The sequence below is a fragment of the Streptomyces sp. NPDC001401 genome (assembly GCF_042895385.1).
In the GTDB taxonomy this organism is placed as follows: Bacteria; Actinomycetota; Actinomycetes; order Streptomycetales; family Streptomycetaceae; genus Streptomyces.
Genome location: NZ_JBIAWI010000007.1, coordinates 151,440 through 168,671 on the forward strand (window position 1 = coordinate 151,440; position 17,232 = coordinate 168,671).

The 17,232-nt window shown below is 70.8% G+C and carries 16 protein-coding genes and 1 pseudogene; 7 read left to right on the forward strand and 10 right to left on the reverse strand.

Going from position 1 to position 17,232, the window contains the following annotated elements:
• Window positions 1-66: 66 nt before the first annotated feature.
• Window positions 67-498 (forward strand): helix-turn-helix domain-containing protein, encoded by a 432-nt coding sequence (locus ACFY10_RS24095; RefSeq protein ID WP_390667248.1) that lies wholly within the window; start codon window positions 67-69, stop codon window positions 496-498.
• A 34-nt stretch (window positions 499-532) separates the two neighbouring features.
• On the opposite strand, the gene ACFY10_RS24100 is transcribed toward ACFY10_RS24095, so the two are convergent.
• The gene (locus ACFY10_RS24100; protein WP_390667249.1) at window positions 533-922 is read right to left on the reverse strand and encodes a winged helix-turn-helix transcriptional regulator; all 390 of its coding nucleotides are present in this window, start codon (window positions 920-922) and stop codon (window positions 533-535) included.
• A gap of 148 nt (window positions 923-1,070) precedes the next feature.
• On the opposite strand from ACFY10_RS24100, the gene ACFY10_RS24105 reads away from it, so the two are divergent.
• Entirely contained in the window at window positions 1,071-1,916 is an 846-nt protein-coding gene (locus tag ACFY10_RS24105; RefSeq protein WP_390667250.1) for an NAD(P)H-binding protein, read from the forward strand.
• Between the two features lie 70 nt (window positions 1,917-1,986).
• Here the strand turns inward: ACFY10_RS24105 and ACFY10_RS24110 are convergent, their stop codons facing one another.
• A complete protein-coding gene (locus tag ACFY10_RS24110; protein ID WP_390667526.1) occupies window positions 1,987-3,120 on the reverse strand; it encodes a S1 family peptidase in 1,134 nt (377 codons plus the stop codon).
• Window positions 3,121-3,416: 296 nt separating this feature from the next.
• Between ACFY10_RS24110 and ACFY10_RS24115 the strand changes: the two genes are divergently transcribed.
• From ACFY10_RS24115 to ACFY10_RS24135, 5 genes are read left to right on the forward strand one after another with little or no spacing between them, the layout of a single operon-like run.
• Window positions 3,417-3,587, forward strand: a complete 171-nt coding sequence (locus tag ACFY10_RS24115; protein ID WP_390667251.1) for a hypothetical protein — start codon at window positions 3,417-3,419, stop codon at window positions 3,585-3,587.
• A gap of 58 nt (window positions 3,588-3,645) precedes the next feature.
• The gene (locus tag ACFY10_RS24120) at window positions 3,646-4,926 is read left to right on the forward strand and encodes an ABC transporter substrate-binding protein (protein WP_390667252.1); all 1,281 of its coding nucleotides are present in this window, start codon (window positions 3,646-3,648) and stop codon (window positions 4,924-4,926) included.
• Window positions 4,923-5,867 carry a carbohydrate ABC transporter permease gene (locus ACFY10_RS24125; RefSeq protein WP_390667253.1) on the forward strand — a complete coding sequence of 315 codons (945 nt, stop codon included), beginning with the start codon at window positions 4,923-4,925 and terminating at the stop codon, window positions 5,865-5,867. The genes ACFY10_RS24120 and ACFY10_RS24125 overlap by 4 nt, the downstream gene beginning before the upstream one ends.
• Window positions 5,864-6,724, forward strand: a complete 861-nt coding sequence (locus tag ACFY10_RS24130; protein ID WP_390667254.1) for a carbohydrate ABC transporter permease — start codon at window positions 5,864-5,866, stop codon at window positions 6,722-6,724. The genes ACFY10_RS24125 and ACFY10_RS24130 overlap by 4 nt, the downstream gene beginning before the upstream one ends.
• A gap of 5 nt (window positions 6,725-6,729) precedes the next feature.
• On the forward strand, window positions 6,730-7,335 hold the full coding sequence (locus ACFY10_RS24135; protein ID WP_390667255.1) for a hypothetical protein: 606 nt from the start codon (window positions 6,730-6,732) through the stop codon (window positions 7,333-7,335).
• Between the two features lie 84 nt (window positions 7,336-7,419).
• Here ACFY10_RS24135 and ACFY10_RS24140 read toward each other — a convergent pair whose 3' ends face one another.
• The 8 genes and pseudogenes from ACFY10_RS24140 to ACFY10_RS24175 form a co-directional block, all read right to left on the reverse strand.
• Window positions 7,420-8,976: a metallophosphoesterase gene (locus ACFY10_RS24140; RefSeq protein WP_390667256.1), complete on the reverse strand. Its 1,557-nt coding sequence runs from the start codon at window positions 8,974-8,976 to the stop codon at window positions 7,420-7,422.
• 128 nt (window positions 8,977-9,104) lie between these two features.
• The gene (locus tag ACFY10_RS24145) at window positions 9,105-9,527 is read right to left on the reverse strand and encodes a VOC family protein (protein WP_390667257.1); all 423 of its coding nucleotides are present in this window, start codon (window positions 9,525-9,527) and stop codon (window positions 9,105-9,107) included.
• A gap of 66 nt (window positions 9,528-9,593) precedes the next feature.
• Complete coding sequence (locus tag ACFY10_RS24150) at window positions 9,594-10,484, reverse strand: AraC family transcriptional regulator (RefSeq protein ID WP_390667258.1); 891 nt, start codon at window positions 10,482-10,484, stop codon at window positions 9,594-9,596.
• A 33-nt stretch (window positions 10,485-10,517) separates the two neighbouring features.
• Window positions 10,518-12,794 carry a Tat pathway signal sequence domain protein gene (locus ACFY10_RS24155; protein ID WP_390667259.1) on the reverse strand — a complete coding sequence of 759 codons (2,277 nt, stop codon included), beginning with the start codon at window positions 12,792-12,794 and terminating at the stop codon, window positions 10,518-10,520.
• Between the two features lie 178 nt (window positions 12,795-12,972).
• Entirely contained in the window at window positions 12,973-13,116 is a 144-nt protein-coding gene (locus ACFY10_RS24160) for a hypothetical protein (protein ID WP_390667534.1), read from the reverse strand.
• Between the two features lie 34 nt (window positions 13,117-13,150).
• Window positions 13,151-13,360: pseudogene (locus tag ACFY10_RS24165) on the reverse strand (SAM-dependent methyltransferase); the annotation flags it as partial.
• Window positions 13,361-13,424: 64 nt separating this feature from the next.
• The gene (locus tag ACFY10_RS24170; protein ID WP_390667260.1) at window positions 13,425-15,806 is read right to left on the reverse strand and encodes an ATP-binding cassette domain-containing protein; all 2,382 of its coding nucleotides are present in this window, start codon (window positions 15,804-15,806) and stop codon (window positions 13,425-13,427) included.
• A 91-nt stretch (window positions 15,807-15,897) separates the two neighbouring features.
• Window positions 15,898-17,184 carry an MFS transporter gene (locus ACFY10_RS24175; protein ID WP_390667261.1) on the reverse strand — a complete coding sequence of 429 codons (1,287 nt, stop codon included), beginning with the start codon at window positions 17,182-17,184 and terminating at the stop codon, window positions 15,898-15,900.
• Between the last annotated feature and the right edge of the window lie 48 nt (window positions 17,185-17,232).

Here is a 17,232-nt window from a genome sequence, read left to right on the forward strand (position 1 = left end):
CCTCCGCTTGCCTTCGTCCGGCCGAGATGACACCGTGCCACTTCAAGTCGACTTGAGGTAAAGAGGATGACAGAGCTGGACATCGCCGAGGTGGTGCAGCGCGCCGGAGTCCCCGCCTCCACACTGCGGTTCTACGAGGAAAAGGGACTGATCGCCGCGAGCGGCAGACGGGGCCTGCGCCGTCAGTACGACCCCGCCGTACTGGAACGCCTGGCGCTGATCGCGATGGGGCGCACGGCCGGCTTCTCGCTCGACGAGATCGCGCGCATGTTCGCGCCGGACGGACAGCCGCGCATCGACCGCGAGGTGCTTGCGGCCAAGGTGGCGGAACTGGACCGGACGATCCGTGAACTCGGCGTCCTGCGCGACTCCCTGCGACATGCCGCCGCCTGCCCTGCGCCGAGCCACATGGAATGCCCCACCTTCCGCCGCCTGCTCAGGTCCGCGGCCTCCGGCGCTGTCGCCGTACCGAGGAAGCGGGTTCCGCGGTCACCCTGAGACCGATCGCGAAGTCGTCGGGCCGACAGTGCCGTCAGGCCGAATCGGTGTCGTAGTCATGCCGGGACCGCTCGACCTTGTCGAGGTTGTCGGCGGCCCATTCGGAGAGATGCGCGAAGAGCGGGGCGAGGCTGCGGCCGAGCTCGCTGATCTCGTACTCGACCCGAGGCGGGACCTCTGGGTGGTACGTGCGGACAACGAGGCCGTCGCGTTCCAGCTGCCTCAGCCGCTGGGTCAGCACCTTCGGCGTGATCCTCGCGATGCGCCGCTCCAGCTCGACGAACCGCTGCCGGCCGTGCGTGTGCAGGCTCCACAGGATCGGAGTGGTCCACCGGCTGAACACGATGTCCACGACCGGTCCGATCGGACAGGCAACTTCCGGATCGGTCCCGGCAGTTGCCGCCCGCATCCCCTTGCCCGCCATGCGCACCCCTTAGGGATAGCCACTTTCCTCTAGGTACCTACTATACCGGCGGTGTTAGCGTCCCGTAGGAGCCCGGGAAAACAGCACTCCGCGGCGCTCTCGCCCGCTCGGGCATCGACAACACACCGAATCGACAGGGGAGTTGCTCGTGATCGTAGTGACGGGGGCGACCGGCAACGTAGGCCGATCGCTCGTGCAGAGCCTCGCAGCAACCGGCGCGCAGGTGACCGCTACATCCCGGTCCGTCTCGGCCGCGGACTCCCCTCCCGGCGTCCGGCACCGACAGGCGGACCTGACCGATCCGGAGAGCCTCCGGCCCGTGTTCGACGGAGCCGAGGCACTGTTCCTGCAGAACGGCGGCCCCAGCGCGCACCTGCTCAGCCCGCAGGACATCCTCGACGCCGCCAAGGCCGGCGGCATCGGGCGAGTGGTGCTGCTGTCCTCCCAAGGCGTCGCAACCCGGCCGCAGTCGGCCTCGCACGGGGGTACGGCACGCGTCATCGAGGACGCCGTCCGGCAGTCCGGTCTGGACTGGACGATCCTGCGGCCCGGCGGCTTCAACTCCAACACCTACGCCTGGGCCGAGTCGGTCCGCGCCCGACGTGAGATCGCCGCGCCCTTCGCCGACATCGCCCTGCCCACCGTCGACCCGGACGACATCGCCGAGGTCGCCGCCGCGGCACTGCGCGAGGACGGCCACGCCGGACGGACCTACGAGCTGACCGGGCCCGCCCTCACCACGCCCCGGCAGCAGGCCGAGGCGATCGGCGACGCGCTCGGCGAGCCGGTCCGCTTCGTCGAGCAGACCCGCGACGAGGCCCGCGCACAGATGCTGCAGTTCCTGCCCGAGCCCGTGGTCGACACCACGCTCGACATTCTCGGTGAGCCCACCCCCGCCGAGCAGCGCATCAGCCCCGATGTCGAGCAGGTCCTCCGCCGCCCGGCCCGCACGTTCGCAGTCTGGGCGCAGAAGCACGTGGCCGCCTTCCGGTGAGCCGTCCCGGCCGGAACGGGCTTCGCCGGCCGTACCCCGGCGAAGCCCGCTCAGCCACGGCAGCGCGGGCTCAGGCCGTCTGCAGCGTCAGCCCGTACCGGTTGAGGATCTCGTTGACGGGCTGGTACCAGGTCTCGCCGCCGGAGCTGCAGTTGCCCCAGCCGCCGGAGGTGACGCCCTGCGCCTGGTCGCCGCTGATGAAGGAGCCGCCGGAGTCACCGGGCTCGGCGCAGACGCTCGTCTTCGTCAGCTCATGGACGGCGCCCTGGCTGTAGTTGACCGTCTCGTTCTTGGCCAGGACGGTGCCGCAGTGCCAGTGCGAGGTGGAGCCGGAGCGGCAGATGGACGCACCGACGGGGGCTTCGGCGGAGCCGCGGACGAGCTGGTCGGACACGGTGCCCCAGCCGAGCACCACCGGTACGGTCCACCAGCCGCTGCCGACGTTCACCCAGGCGTAGTCGTTGTCCGGGAACGACGAGCCCTGGAAGTCGCCGACGTAGGAGTGGTCCCAGCCGTACACCGCGCCGGTGTGCTGGTCGCAGTGCCCGGCGGTGACGAAGCCGCCGTACACCGAAAAGCCTATGGAGCAGCGGACGTTGCCGGTGTAGTACGGGTCGCCGCCCACCGTGCCGGCAGCGAAGGTCCGCGGTGCGGCGGCGGTCTGCTTCACCGTGACCGGGCCGGCCTGGCGGGCGCGGGCCAGGAAGGCCCGGACATCGTTGTCATCCTGGTGCGCGGCGACGACGTTCACGACGACCTTGTTGGCCTTGGTGTCGACGTACCAACTGCCCACGCCGACAGGCGCCTTCAGTGCGTCGATGCGTGCCTTCGCCGCGTCGAGCTGCCGCGCGCTGTGCTGGACGAGGCGTACGGTCGCGCCGGTCGCGCGTACGGCCTCGGTGTCTGCGCCACGGGTGACGGCGACGGTCAGTTTGCCGCTTCCGGCGTCGAACCAGGAGCCGCCGTACGACGACCCGGCGGCCCGCTTGGCCCTTCGTTCCACGGCCGTCGCCGTCTTCTCGGCGGCCAGACGCGCTGCGGCCTGACTCTTCGTCAGGCCCAGGTCGTGCTGCATCGCGGAGAGGAGTGGGGCGGAGGCCGGCGGTTCGGTGGAGCGTGAGGGGGAGTCCGCGGCGGAGGCCGGCACGGTACTCGCGGTGGCCCAGCTGCCGAGCAGGAGAAGTGCGGACAGGGCTGTGCGCATGGCTGTTGTGCGTCTCAAGGGAGTGGCCCCTTCGTTGTTCCAGCAGGGTGGGGATGGAACAGCAGAACGTTGAGAGCGCTCTCACTTCATGCGCGGCAGAGCCTAGCGGGGGAACACGGGCAGGTCCATACCAATTTCAAGTGGGTTGCGGATTCAGGGTGTTGGGTCGCCTCGGTGCATGGGGGTTGTCCTGACATTCCCCCGCGCCTAGGGTCGCCTTCGAGTGCAAGCGCTTTCCAAATGCCTTGTTGGTCATGCCGTGTTCGTCGGTCGTCCGAGGCTCCCAAGGAGTGTGTATGAGCATCCGCGTCAGCCACGCGTACGGCGACCACATCGCGGTCGCGGCGGCGGACGGCACCGAGATCCTCCGCTACGTCCTGGGACCGCGACCGGGTCGCAGGCTGTCTGGAGGGTCTGCCATGGTGATCGAGCGGGAGAGCAAGTGGCCGCACTGGCAAGGTAATTGAGGGTACGTCAGGGGGATTCCGACCGAAGGTCCGAGGAGAAGGAAGGGGTGACCTCGGCATGCCCGGACACGGGACAAAGGGGTTCTGCGTGGCCGCCGCACTCGTGCTCAGTGCGGTGCTGGCCGGCTGCGGGGGATCCGGGGAGTCGGCCGGTGGCGGCAAGGTCGTGCTGCGTTACACGTGGTGGGGCAACCCCGACCGTGCGGCACGTACCGAGCAGGCCGTCGCCCTGTTCGAGAAACAGCACCCGAATGTGCGGGTGCAGACGTCGTTCTCGGGATACGACGCCTACAAGCAGAAGCTCGCCATCCAGGCCACGGGCGGCGACGCACCCGATGTGATGCAGCTCGACTACCGCCAGATCGACCAGTACGCCTCCGGACACGTCCTGCTCGACCTCGGCAAGGCCAAGGACGTCCTGCGCACGGCCGAGATCGACCCGGGTCTGCTGGCCACCGGCCGAGTGCACGGCACCCAGTACGCCATTCCGCAGGGCCGAGGCACCGAGACCGTCGTCTACGACATCGCGGCCTGGAAGGCGTCCGGCGTGCCCCTTCCGCGCAAGGGCTGGACCTGGAGCCAATGGGCCCACGACATAAGGGAGTTGGCGAAGAAGGCCGGCAGGCCCGGCGCCACCGACCCGGGCCAGAGCGAGGACGCCTTCGAGGTGTGGCTGCGCGGCCGGGGCAAGGCCCTGTACGCCAAGGGCGGTGGCCTCGGGTTCACCGCCGAGGACCTTGCCCGCTGGTGGACCTTCACCGACCGGCTCCGCCGGGAGGGCGCCGTCTCCCCGGCCGAACAGACCACCCAGCTCGACGGCTCCGTCGAGAACACCCCGCTCGGCCGCGGCAAGGCCACCGCCGACTTCAACTGGGACGCCCCGTCCAGCGGTTACCTCGCGCTCGTCAAGGGCGGCGTCGCGCTGGCGCCGATGCCGTCGGGCGAGGACGGCACGCCCGGCCAGTACTTCAAGCCGTCGATGTTCCTCGGTATCGGGGCCCACACCGGTCACCGCAAGGAAGCCGCCGCACTCGTCGACTTCCTCCTCAACGACGAGCAGGCGGCGAAGATCCTCGGCGCGACGCGTGGCATCCCCGTCAACGAGACCATCCGCAAGCAGACCGCCCCGCAGCTCAAGGACTTCGACAAGACCGTCGCCGACTACCAGTCCTCACTCGAAGGCGCGCTCAAGGACCCGCCGCAGGCCCCGCCCTCCGGCGACAACGCCCTGCAGACCACCTTCCAGCGTGACTACGACCAGGTGTCGTACCAGCGCATGTCGCCGCGCGAGGCGGCCGAGAACTATGTCACCGAGGCGAAGGCGGAACTGAGGTCATGACCACCACCGACGTCCCCGCACCCACCGCACGCGTCCCCCGCTCCGCGCCCGCCGCCAAGCGCCGCCCGGGGCGCGAACGCGAGGGTGCCGCCTGGGTGTTCCTGTCCCCGTGGGTGCTCGGCGCCACCGTCCTGACGCTGCTGCCGATGGCCGTGTCGCTGTATCTGTCGTTCACCGACTACGACCTGTTCAACCCGCCGCACTGGGTGGGCCTGCGCAACTACACGCAGATGTTCACCGAGGACCCGCGGTACTGGCGGTCGGTCGTGACGACCCTGACGTACGTCGTCATCGCGGTGCCCCTGCAACTGGCGCTCGCCCTCGTGGTCGCGCTCGCTCTCAAGACCATGAAGCGCGGCAAGGGCTTCTACCGCTCCGCCTTCTACGCCCCCTCGCTGCTCGGCGCGTCCATGTCCATCGCCCTCGTCTGGCGCGCGGTCTTCAACGACGGCGGCACGGTGGACAACCTCTTCGGCACCGGCGGCTGGGTCAACAAACCCGGCTGGGCCCTGGTCGCCGTAGCGCTGCTGACGGTGTGGCAGTTCGGCGCGCCGATGGTCATCTTCCTGGCCGGTCTGCAGCAGATACCGGCCGAACTGTACGAGGCGGCGGCCGTGGACGGGGCGGGCAAGGGGCGGCAGTTCCTGTCCGTCACCGTGCCGATGCTGTCCCCGGTGCTGTTCTTCAACCTGGTCCTGCAGACCATCCAGGCGTTCCAGGTGTTCACGCCCGCCTTCGCGGTCAGCGGAGGCAAGGGTGGTCCCGCCGACTCGACCCTCGTCTACACCCTCTACCTCTACGACCGCGGCTTCGTCGCCTCCCACATGGGCTACGCCTCCGCCATGGCCTGGGTGCTGCTGCTCGTCATCGGCGCCGTCACCGCGGTGCTGTTCCGCACCGCACGCTCCTGGGTCTTCTACGCCTCCGAGGGGGACCGATGACCACAACTGCCATGGCCCGCAAGCCCGTTCGCCGGGGCCGGATCGCCGTGCATGTCGGCTGTCTGGCCGCACTGCTCGTCATGCTCTACCCGCTGGCGTGGCTGCTCGCCACCTCCCTGAAACCGGCCGACGAGATCATCGCGAGCCTCAACCTGCTGCCCAGCCACCTGGAATGGTCGAACTACAAGACCGCCCTGGACGGCGTGAACGACGTGTCCGTCTGGCGGCTGCTCGGCAACTCGCTGCTGATCGCGGGCGGTGCGGTCGTCGGCAACGTCATCAGCTGCTCACTCGCGGCCTACGCCTTCGCGCGGCTGCGCTTCCGGTTCCGTGGGCCGATGTTCGCCTTCATGATCGCGACGATCATGCTGCCGCACCATGCGGTGCTGATCCCGCAGTACATCATCTTCAACAAGCTCGGCATGGTGAACACCTACTGGCCGCTGATCCTGCCGAAGTTCCTCGCCACCGAGGCCTTCTTCGTCTTCCTGATCGTGCAGTTCATGCGCGGTCTGCCGAGGGAGCTGGAGGAGGCGGCCCGTATCGACGGCTGCGGCCCGTTCCGCAGCTTCTTCCAGGTGATCCTGCCGCTCACCCGCCCCGCGCTGATCACCACGGCGATCTTCACGTTCATCTGGACCTGGAACGACTTCTTCACCCAGCTGATCTACCTCTTCGACCCGGACAAGTTCACCCTCACGCTTGCGCTGCGGTCGTTCGTGGACGCCTCCAGCCAGTCGGCGTTCGGCCCGATGTTCGCGATGTCGGTGATCGCGCTGCTGCCGATCGTGCTGTTCTTCCTCGCCTTCCAGCGGTTCCTGGTGGAGGGCATGGCCAGCTCCGGACTGAAGGGGTGAGCGGGATGAGCGGGACGCGTATGCGTGAGCCGGGTGAGGTCTTCGGGCCGCGCATGACCCTGTTCGCCGACATGCTGAGCGTCGGCCTCGCCACGGCCGCGGCCTGTCTGCCGCTGCTGACCGCCCCCGCCGCGCTGTCGACGGCCTGCGCGGTGCTGCGAGGCGCTCGGGAGGACCGACCGGCCACCGCCGGCCGCTACTTCGCCCTGCTGCGGCGGCGCCTGCGGGCGGGCGACCTGGTGGCAGGGGCCGCCGCCCTGGCGGGTGCGCTGCTGTTCGCCGCGGACCTGGCACTGGCGGGGGCGGGGCTGCCCGGGGCACCGCTGTTCGCGGTGACTGCCGCCGCGATCGGCGCCTGCGCCACCTTGGTCGCCCTCAGGGCCTGCGCCCGCCCCGAGTCCCTCGACGACTGGCCGACCGCCCTGCGCGAGGCCGCCCGGGATGCGGTACGGGACGTGGGCGGCAGCGGCTTGGTGCTGCTCGCGGTGGTGACGGCCGCTGTGTGCGCGTGGGCGCTGGTGCCGCTGGTGCCGCTGGCGCTTCTGGCGCCGGGGCCGCTGGCGTTGGCGCTCACGGCGGTCGACGTACGGTGTGCCGCTGCCCGTTCTTGATCGGGTATGCGGAGCGGGGCGCGGCGGCGTTCGCGGGGATACCGGCACTCGCTTTCCCGCCCTCAGGCCCGCCTGCGCGGGCGGTTACTGCTGTGGACGCACCGCGTGCGCCTGGGGCCGGCGCTGGGAGGGAATCGCCGGTGTCGGGCGGGTGATGCCGGACAGGTCGCGGGCGGTCATGCTGTTGCGGTCGGTGACCGAGCGGCCGAGGGCGTGGTGCGGCCACAGTCCTGCGGCCACCCGGCGGCTGCGCTCGGTCCATTCGCGGGCCGGGGCGCTGCCGGCCTTGTAGTGGTTCACGGCGTACCCGCCCGAGTGGATCCGCAGCAGGCAGAAGCCGCCGGGATAGTCCTTGACTGCGCTGACCTCCTGCATCGTGACGTGCGGGGCCTGCGGCAGCACGGTGCGTTTGTTGCGGTGGGTGTGGCCCGCGTGGTGGAGGAAGACGCCGGGGGCGTTCGCGTAGGCGTCGAGGATGGAGCGGGCCTGGCGGCGGCCGAGGCGCTGCCCGCCGGTCACCGGGAACACGGAGTCCCGCACGGCCAGCGGATGGTGCCCGAACACCACGGTGGGCTGGTCCTTGTTCTCTCTCAACCGGGCCCGGAACCACGCCAGTTGCTCGGCACCGAGTCCGCCCGAGTCGGCGCCGTTGCCGTCCTTCTCGTATGTGTCGAGTCCGACGATCCGCAGCCCTCCGAGGTCGCGCGCGAAGTACGCGGGCCCGTCGCCGTCGAGGAACCCGTCCCGGAAGGAGTCCCCGCAGCCGCCGTCACAGGAGCGGCAGTTGCCGTGCCCGGGCCGGTCGTGGTTGCCGCGTACGACGAAGTAGTCCTGACCGTGGGTGCCGAAGCCGTCCAGGATCTGCTTGGCCTCGGCCAGGTCCTGCGCCGCGCCGCCGGCCGAGATGTCTCCGGCGGCCAGCAGCACGTCCGCTCCGCGCCGCCGGGCCTCCTCGACCACCGCCCGGCTCATGATCTCGGGATACGGTGCGCGGCCGTACTCCTGTGTGATCCCGCGCATCAGCGGGATGCCGGTCACCAGGCCGGCGGTGGTCTCGCCGAGGTGCAGGTCGTTGCAGAGCGCGATCGACAGCAGGTGCCGGCCGGGCGGCGGCTGCGGCGTGGTGAAGGAGTACGGACCGCCGCCCGAGCCGAGCCCGTGGCGATTGGTGCCGACGGCGTTGCCGCGGACGAGATGCAGCGGCGTGGGCGTCGCGGCCACGCCCCGAGAGCGGGCCTGGTAGTAGTACGTCTGCCCGGGCTCCAGGTCCGTGAGCTCCACGTAGTGGTGCGCCACCGGGCCGTCCTCCGCCGCGACGCGGGTGAGGCGGCCGGGATGGGTGCCGTAGACGACCTCGCCCTCCGTGACCGCCGGGAGCATGTGGCCGAAGCCGTCGTCGGTGCCGGGCACCCCGGTGTACCAGGTGATGACGGCGCGGTCCTCGGTCAGGGTGACCAGTTCCAGATGGACGGCGGCCAGGCCGTCGCGGTGGCTGTGCCTGCTCCTGCCCGCCGGGCCGCGCAGGGCATCGGCGGCGGTCCGCAGCAGGGCGGGCGTGAGCAGGGCACCGGATCGCAGGATCTGGCAGGGATCGGGGAGCGCCGACAGGGCGGCAAGAGGAGCGGACAGGCAGCAGCGCATGCCCTAGTGTGCGCGCCCGCAGTGAACGACGGCAGTGGTGTCGACGGCGGGTCAGGGTACGGAGGGCGACAATTCCCAGGTCGGCACGCCTGGGACCGGTCCGGGTGAGAATGCTCACCTCGTGATGATCAGCGTGGTTCGCCCTGATATGTACCGAAATACCAACGGTTGCCTTCAGGGTCGCGGGCGGCGAAGTCGCGGGAGCCGTAGTCGGTGACGTGCAGATCCGTGGTGATCTCGGCGCCGGCGGCCTTGGCGCGGGCGTGGACGGCGTCCGGGTCGGCGGTGACGACGTAGGCGCTGAAGGCACCGGGCGGTGTCGGGCCGGTGGCGGGGTCCTGGTCCTCGCGTACGGAGCCGAGCATGACGCCGCCGCCCTCGGGCCAGCTGAGCTGGGCGTGCTCGACCCGGTCGCCTTCGCCGTAGACCACGGTCTCCTCGAAGCCGAAGGCGTCGACGAGGAAGCGGATCAGCGCGCGGGCGTCGTGGGCGCGCAGGGTGGGCCAGACCTGCGGGGCGGGCGGCTGCTTGGCGGTGTCACTGGTCGTCATGGTGATGCGCCTCCGTTGCGCGGGAGTCGGGAGCCTGCCGGGGTCGTCCGGCCGGCCTCACCAGGGTCACGCGGGCGGATGGTGCCCGGATTGGATGTTTCGGAACTCCTGCGCCAGCCAGGCGCTCGGCGTGCAGGAGGCCAGGGCGGCGAACTCGCGGTCGAGGTGGGACTGGTCCGCGTAGCCGCAGTCGGCGGCCAGGCCCGCGAGGTCGGGCAGGCCGATCGGGGTCTCCCCGCTCGAGCGGAGCCGAGCGTGCGGGAGGCAGGCGAGACGGCGCCGTGCCAGGTCGAAGCGGATGACCCGGGCGGCCGCCTTGGGGGTGAGGCCGATCTCGGCGCGGAAGAGGTTGCGCAGGTGCCGCTCGCTGAAGCCGACATCGGCGGCCAGCTTGTCCACGCGCAGGCGACCGCCGGCGGACAGCAGCCGCTGCCAGGCGTCCGCCACCGGGGAGGCGGGGGCCGTCCCCGCGTCGTCGTGTCGGGACATGCGGTGCAGCAGCCAGTCGTCGACGACGGCGAAGCGGGCGGCCCAGTCCGGCGCCTCGCGCACCTTGTCGTGGACCTCGCGCACTCCCGCGCCCAGCACGTCGTCGGCGTGTACGTCGGTCCCGGCCAGCTCTCCCGCGGGCAGTCCCAGCAGGACGCGGGCGCCGAGCGGGCTGAGCGCGACCTGGATGCCGGACTGCCGTCCGGGGATGTCGATCAGCGCGGGTGTGAGGTGCAGGCCGCCCAGCAGGGTGGGGTAGTCGCCGGGGGCGGCGTCCGGATCGGGATGGGCGGCCATGGTCAACGGCTCGTCGAGCGTGATGATCAGGGTCAGCCACGGCGACGGCAGCCCCCGGTGCCGGCTGTGCGGGATGCCGCGCTGGCGGTAGCCGGAGTACCAGCCGACCAGCCCGCGCAGCGGCGGCGCAGGCACCACCCGCACCGCCTCGTCCACGAACTCACCGCCCATGCGGCCATTGTCCTGTGCCGGACGCGGACGGCGCTACGGCAACCCCCAGGCCTGACCGGGCTCGCTCACGCCCACCGGAGCGATGACGAGGTCGGGCCGTTCGCCGGTGTACAGCAGGACCTCGCGGCCCTGGGGGAGGTCGATGGCGAGGGTGCCGTCGGAGGTGGTGCGGGTGTGCGCCGGGCGGCCGTCGTCGAGGACGGCGGTGAGCGCGCCGACGGGCAGTCCGTGGCGCAGTTCGAGCGGCTCGCCCGCCAGGCTGCGTACGCGCACGAAGCGGGTGACCCCCTTGGTGCGGACCGCGCTGACCAGGAAGGCGCCCTGGGTGCGGAAGTCGTGGAGGGTGACGTCGGCCCAGGAGGACGGGACGGCGGGGAAGACCCGGACGACACCGCCCCAGCTCTGGCACAGCATGTCGTGCACGGACTGCGACGCCGACAGGGGTGTCTCGATGACCGGGCCGGCCTCGGTGTAGTGGGTGTTGGCCCGGCACGGGTAGCGCGTGGTGGGGTCGAAGAACTTCTTCAGATACGTCAGCGCCGTGTCGCCGCGGCCCATCATCGCGTACATGGACGCGGCGCCCGTGTAGCTGTAGCCGCGGTGCGCACCGGTCAGCGCGTGCCAGCGCACCAGCGTCTTCTCGATCAGCTCCCGCTGCTCCGGCTGGTCCCAGTTCACGAGGTACAGCGGATAGACCATCAGCAGATGCGAGTAGTGGCGGTGGGACTGGGCGTACGGAGTCTCCGCGCCGATCATGAAGCCGTTCTCGTCGACCGGATACGGCGTGAGCCTGGCCAGTATCTCCTGCCAGCGCTCCTTCAGCGGATCGTCGACTCCGAGGCGCTCGGTCGCGTCCAGGAGCGTGGTGCAGCCCCAACGGATCAGCGCCAGGTCGTAGTTGGTGTCCCGCGGGGGGACCACCGGGTACTCCGGCGAGAGCGTCGACGGCAGGTGGAGTCTGCCGTCGTCGCCGGGCTGGAGGAAGTGCCAGTAGTAGTTGATCGCGCGGCGCAGCAGCGGGTGGACCGTGTCGCGCAGCAGGGCCTCGTCCATGGTGTGCCGGTAGCTCAGCCACGCGTTGTGCAACGCCCAGGTCAGGTCGCCCACTTCGGCGCCGGTGCCGGGCGTGCCGACGGTGCGGTCGGCGAACATGTCGGAGCTGCGGCCGATTCCGGCGCTGTCCGCGCGGTAGGCGGAGGGCACGTTGGCGACCAGCTGTTCCTGACTCTGCCTCAGAGTGCTGACGAGCGAGTCGAGTTCGAGGTGGTTGGAGCCGTGGATGAGCCAGTACTCGAGCTGGACGTTGAGGTTCCACCACACGGCGGGCCAGGGTGTCGGTTCCAGCCACGGCCCGGAGGTGGCCATCACGGGGCCGCCCGCGCGGCTCGCCGACGCGACCTTGTACAGCTGGATCCAGTGGAAGCTCTGCAGCCGCTGGTCGGGGATGGAGAGGAAGCTCTTGCGGTAGAACGTGTGCCACCAACGGGTGTGCTGCGAGCGGAGCTCGCCGTAGGAACCGGCGCGCTGGATCTTCTTCAGCGAGGCCTCTCCGGCCCGGGTGCCGGAGGGGTGGCTGTGGGCCACGCTGAGCAGGAGGGTGTCGCCGGAGCGGCGGTGGGCGGTCGCGGTCTGGCCGCCGCCGGTGAGCGGCTGGAGGACCTGTTGGACGTCGCCGGTGCTCTGCGTGGTCCAGGGCGGGTTGGCGACGTATCCGGCCGGTGGTGCCTCCTGGATCCTGCGGGGGCTGATGGCCTCCTCGGGGTGGAAGGTCCAGCGGACCTGCTCCTCGCCGTCGGCCCTCACACGTGCGGCGAGGATGCCGTCGTGGATGAGGGCGGAGAGCGTCAGGGTGCCCCTGTCCGTGGTGACGGTGCCGGTGAGTTCGGCGTTCCACAGGCTCAGGCGCCAGTCGACGGAGGTGATGGTGCCGGCCGGCTCCAGGGTCAGATGCCCCACGGGCAGCCGGGCGGTGCCCCACCCGCTGCCGAATTCGGGCCGGTGGTCCTGCACTTCGCCGTGCTGCACGGTGAAGCGGATGCTGTTCGCGTCCGGCTCCTGGTACACCATGCTGCCCAGCCGCCCGTCGCCCAGGAACGGGCCCTCGTACCAGACCGTGGGCAGCCGGTGCCACACCAGATCCTGCCCGCGCAGGAAGCCGGCCCAGGCGCCGTCGGAGTCCATACGGTTGCGGAGCCGCCAGGGGCCGCCGGGTGCGGGGTCTTCGGGGGTGGCGGCAAGGGCTGCGTGAGGTAAGGCGGCGGCGGTCGTACCGCCGAGCACTGAGCCGAGCACGGCTCGTCTAGAGGTCATTGCGGGGTGCCTCCACGATGCGACGACAGTTCCTGTGATTCTTCGGCGATTCATCGGATCTATCTGCTCGCGCAGCGTAAGAGCGGCCCACAGAATGCGTCAACGGTCTCAACGTGCCGAAGATTGATCCGATGTACCTGGGTGTCGGCACTCGCAATCGCACCCGTGGCCTTACCCGTCACGCGGACGGCACCCTCGGCGGTTCTGCGATGCCGACGAAGTTCCCGGCCACCGGCCGGATCCGGACCGACCACACCAGCGCGGTGAGCTCGTCCGTGAGCGTCCGGGCGTCGTGGAAGACCTTCTGCCGCGGCGCGGGCACGTGCCATGGCCGGCACTTCGGCCGGCGCGTCGACAGCCGTCACCGAATCTGCCCGCTCTGCGAGCAGCAGGGTCCACCGGCCCGTGCCGCAGGCCGGCTCCAGCACGTGCCCGGCGACCGGGATTTCGTCGACGGCGGCCGGCAGCGCCCGCAGCTCCGCGTGTTCGGCACAGGGCCGGTCGTACTCGGCCGCCCCCGCCCGGTAGTAGGCCAACTGCTCGGCAGGAAGAGGGTTGTCATCCATGCGGACACGGTCGGCCTTGGCCTTCGGGCAGGGGCAAGGCCGACCGGGACTTGGGCCGCAGAGGTCAGGCGCTGATGTACGCCGCCAGGTGCTCGCCGGTGAGGGTCGAGCGGGCGGCGACCAGGTCGGCCGGCGTGCCCTCAAAGACGATTCGGCCGCCGTCGTGACCGGCGCCCGGGCCGAGGTCGATGATCCAGTCCGCGTGCGCCATCACCGCCTGGTGGTGCTCGATGACGATCACCGACTTGCCGGAGTCGACCAACCGGTCGAGCAGGCCGAGGAGTTGCTCGACGTCGGCGAGATGGAGGCCGGTGGTCGGCTCGTCGAGGACGTAGACGCCGCCCTTCTCTGCCATGTGCGTGGCCAGCTTCAGGCGCTGCCGCTCGCCGCCGGAGAGCGTGGTGAGCGGCTGGCCGAGGGTGAGATAGCCGAGCCCGACGTCCGCGAGGCGCTCGAGGATCTTGTGCGCGGCCGGGGTGCGGGCCTCGCCCTCGGCGAGGAAGCCCAGGGCCTCCGACACGGGCATCGCGAGCACCTCGGAGATGTCCCGGCCGCCGAGCCGGTACTCCAGGACCGAGGCGTCGAACCGCTTGCCCTCACAGTCCTCGCAGGTGCTGGCGACCCCGGCCATCATCCCCAGGTCGGTGTAGATGACGCCCGCGCCGTTGCAGGTCGGGCAGGCCCCCTCGGAGTTGGCGCTGAACAGCGCGGGCTTGACGCCGTTGGCCTTGGCGAACGCCTTGCGGATCGGTTCGAGAAGACCGGTGTACGTCGCCGGGTTGCTGCGCCGCGAACCCCGGATCGGGCTCTGGTCGACCGAGACGACTCCGAGATCCTCGGGGATCGACCCGTGCACGAGCGAGCTCTTGCCGGACCCCGCCACACCGGTGATCACGGCGAGCACACCGAGCGGGATGTCCACGTCGACGCCCTGCAGGTTGTTCGCCGTGGCGCCGCGGATCTCCAGGGTGCCGGTGGACTCGCGCACCCCGTCCTTGAGGGAGGCGCGGTCGTCGAGGTGGCGACCGGTGACGGTGTCGCTGCCGCGCAGCCCGTCGAGGGTGCCCTCGAAGCAGACGGTGCCGCCCGCCGTACCGGCGCCCGGGCCGAGGTCGACGACGTGGTCGGCGATCTCGATGACCTCCGGCTTGTGCTCCACGACGAGCACCGTGTTGCCCTTGTCCCGCAGCCGCAGCAGCAGACCGTTCATCCGCTGGATGTCGTGCGGGTGCAGCCCCGCGGTCGGCTCGTCGAAGACGTACGTGACGTCGGTGAGCGAGGAGCCGAGGTGGCGGATCATCTTGACGCGCTGCGCCTCACCGCCGGAGAGCGTGCCGGCGGGCCGGTTCAGCGAGAGGTAGCCGAGACCGATCTCGACGAACGAGTCGAGCGTCTGCTGCAGCGCGGTGAGCAGTGGCGCCACCGACGGCTCCGCGAGTGCGCGCACCCAGTCGGCCAGGTCCCTGATCTCCATCGCGCAGGCGTCCGCGATGGAGATCTTCTTGATCTTCGAGGAGCGGGCGTGCTCGGCGAGCCGGGTGCCGTCGCACTCGGGACAGATGGTGAAGGTGACCGCACGCTCCACGAAGGCCCGGATGTGCGGCTGCATCGCCTCCTTGTCCTTGGACAGCATCGACTTCTGGAGGCGCGGGATCAGGCCCTCGTAGGTCATGTTGATGCCCGCGATCTTCATCCGGGTCGGTTCACGGTGCAGGAGGTCGTGCAGCTCCTTCTTCGTGAACCTGCGGATCGGTTTGTCCGGGTCGAAGAAGCCGGACTCCGCGTACAGCCGGGAGTTCCAGCCGCCGCCGGTGTAGCCGGGGATGGTGAACGCGCCGTCGTTGATCGACTTGCTGTCGTCGTAGAGCTGGGTCAGGTCGAGGTCGGAGACCGACCCGCGGCCCTCGCAGCGCGGGCACATGCCGCCGACCCGGTTGAAGGTGACCTTCTCCCTGACGCCGGTGCCCACCTTGATCGCGCCGGACGCCGAGACCGAGGGGACGTTGAAGGCGAACGCCCCGGGCGGGCCGACGTAGGGCTTGCCGAGCCGGCTGAACAGGATCCGCAGCATCGCGTTCGCGTCGGTGGCGGTGCCGACCGTGGAACGCGGGTCGGCACCCATCCGCTGCTGGTCGACGCTGATCGCGGTGGTCAGACCGTCCAGGACATCGACCTCGGGCCGCGACAGGTTGGGCATGAAGCCCTGCACGAAGGCGCTGTAGGTCTCGTTGATCAGACGCTGCGACTCCGCGGCGATCGTGTCGAAGACCAGCGAGCTCTTGCCCGAGCCGGAGACGCCGGTGAACACCGTCAGCCGGCGCTTAGGGATCTCGATACTGACGTCCTTGAGGTTGTTCTCGCGCGCGCCGTGCACGCGGATCAGGTCGTGACTGTCGGCGGCGTGCAGCACGGGCGGCTGCGAGTCGGTCCTCTTGGCCGTGGTCATCGTCTCTCCATCTGTCGGGCTGGGCGGGCGCGGGAGGCGGTCGGTGCCGGCGGCCGCCTGATGGCCGCGCCAGCGTCGGCACGCGGCCACGTTAGCTGCGGCTCGCGGGCCGGCGCTTCTCGATTCCTGATCGGTCCGGGCACCGGTTTCGCCGCCGGCTCCTGCGCCGGGCCGACAGCAGGACGCAGGCGACGGCGCCGAGCACCACGGTGGCCAGTCCCGAGGCGCCGAGCGTCGCGCGCGGGCCCAGCGCCGTGGTGATCGGCCCGCCGAGCGCCGTGCCCAGCGGTGATGCGGTGAGCAGCACCGCGCTGCGGGCCGCGAGCATGGCGGCCAGGTGCTGCGGGGGCGACTTCGCCTGCATGAGCGTGACCGAGAGTGCCACGAACGGTCCGTAGATCGCGCCGCCGAGCGCGAAGCACGCGACGGTGACGGTGGTCGGCGCGCCCGCCCCGAACGGCACCAGTACGAGCCCCCAGGCCGCCACGATGCCGACCGTCACGGGCCACAGCGGCAGCTGCCGCAGCGCGCCGACCGCCAGCGAGCCGAGCACCGCGCCGCAGCCGAACAGCATCCAGTACAGGCCGAGCAGGGTGCCCGGTGCGTGCAGGTCGTCGGTCACGTGCAGCGGCAGGGCGACCTCGACCGGGCCGTAGAGCAGGTTGAAGAACCAGGTGAGCGCCAGCAGCCCGAGCAGCTCGGGACGGGACCGCAGCAACGCGAGACCGCCGCGGGCGGCCGTCGCGTCGACGGGGGAGACGTGCCCCGACTGCGGCAGCCTGGTGCGCACGACGAGCACCGCGAGGAAGACATAGGTGAGAGCGTCCAGGCCGAGTACGAGCGCGGAGCTCGCGAACGTCACCAGCACTCCGGCGACGGCGGGCCCGGCGATCGTGGCGGCGAAGTCGAGGGAGCCGACGAGGGTGTTCGCGGCGAGCCGCTGCTCGTCCGGCAGCAGTTCGGCGAGCAGGGTGTACTTGCCCGCGCTGCCCCATGCGTGCAGCAGTGACGAGACCGCGAGCAGCACGACGTACAGCGGTGGCGAAAGCAGCCCGGCGAGCCAGACGAGCGGTACGGCGCCGAGAAGCACACCGCGCACCACGCTGTCGGCGATCAGCAGCCGCTTGGCCGGCACCCGGCGCAGCCGGCGGCCGAACACCAGCGCGCCGACCACGCCCGGCAGGGTGTACGCGGCGACCGCGCCGCCGACCCACAGCCCCGCGGTCTGCTGCGGCGCGAGCTCGATGGCGAGCCACGCCACGGCTACGAAGCTCATCCCGTCGCCGAGGGACGAGACCGCGAAGCCGAGGATCAGCCGCCGCAGCAGCCGGTGGGCGAGGACCGGCCGGTAGGTGGCGGGAACGAGGCGTCGGATCACTCCGGTCACGCTAGGTGCGGCCGCGGGGCCGGCGCTTCTCGATTTCTG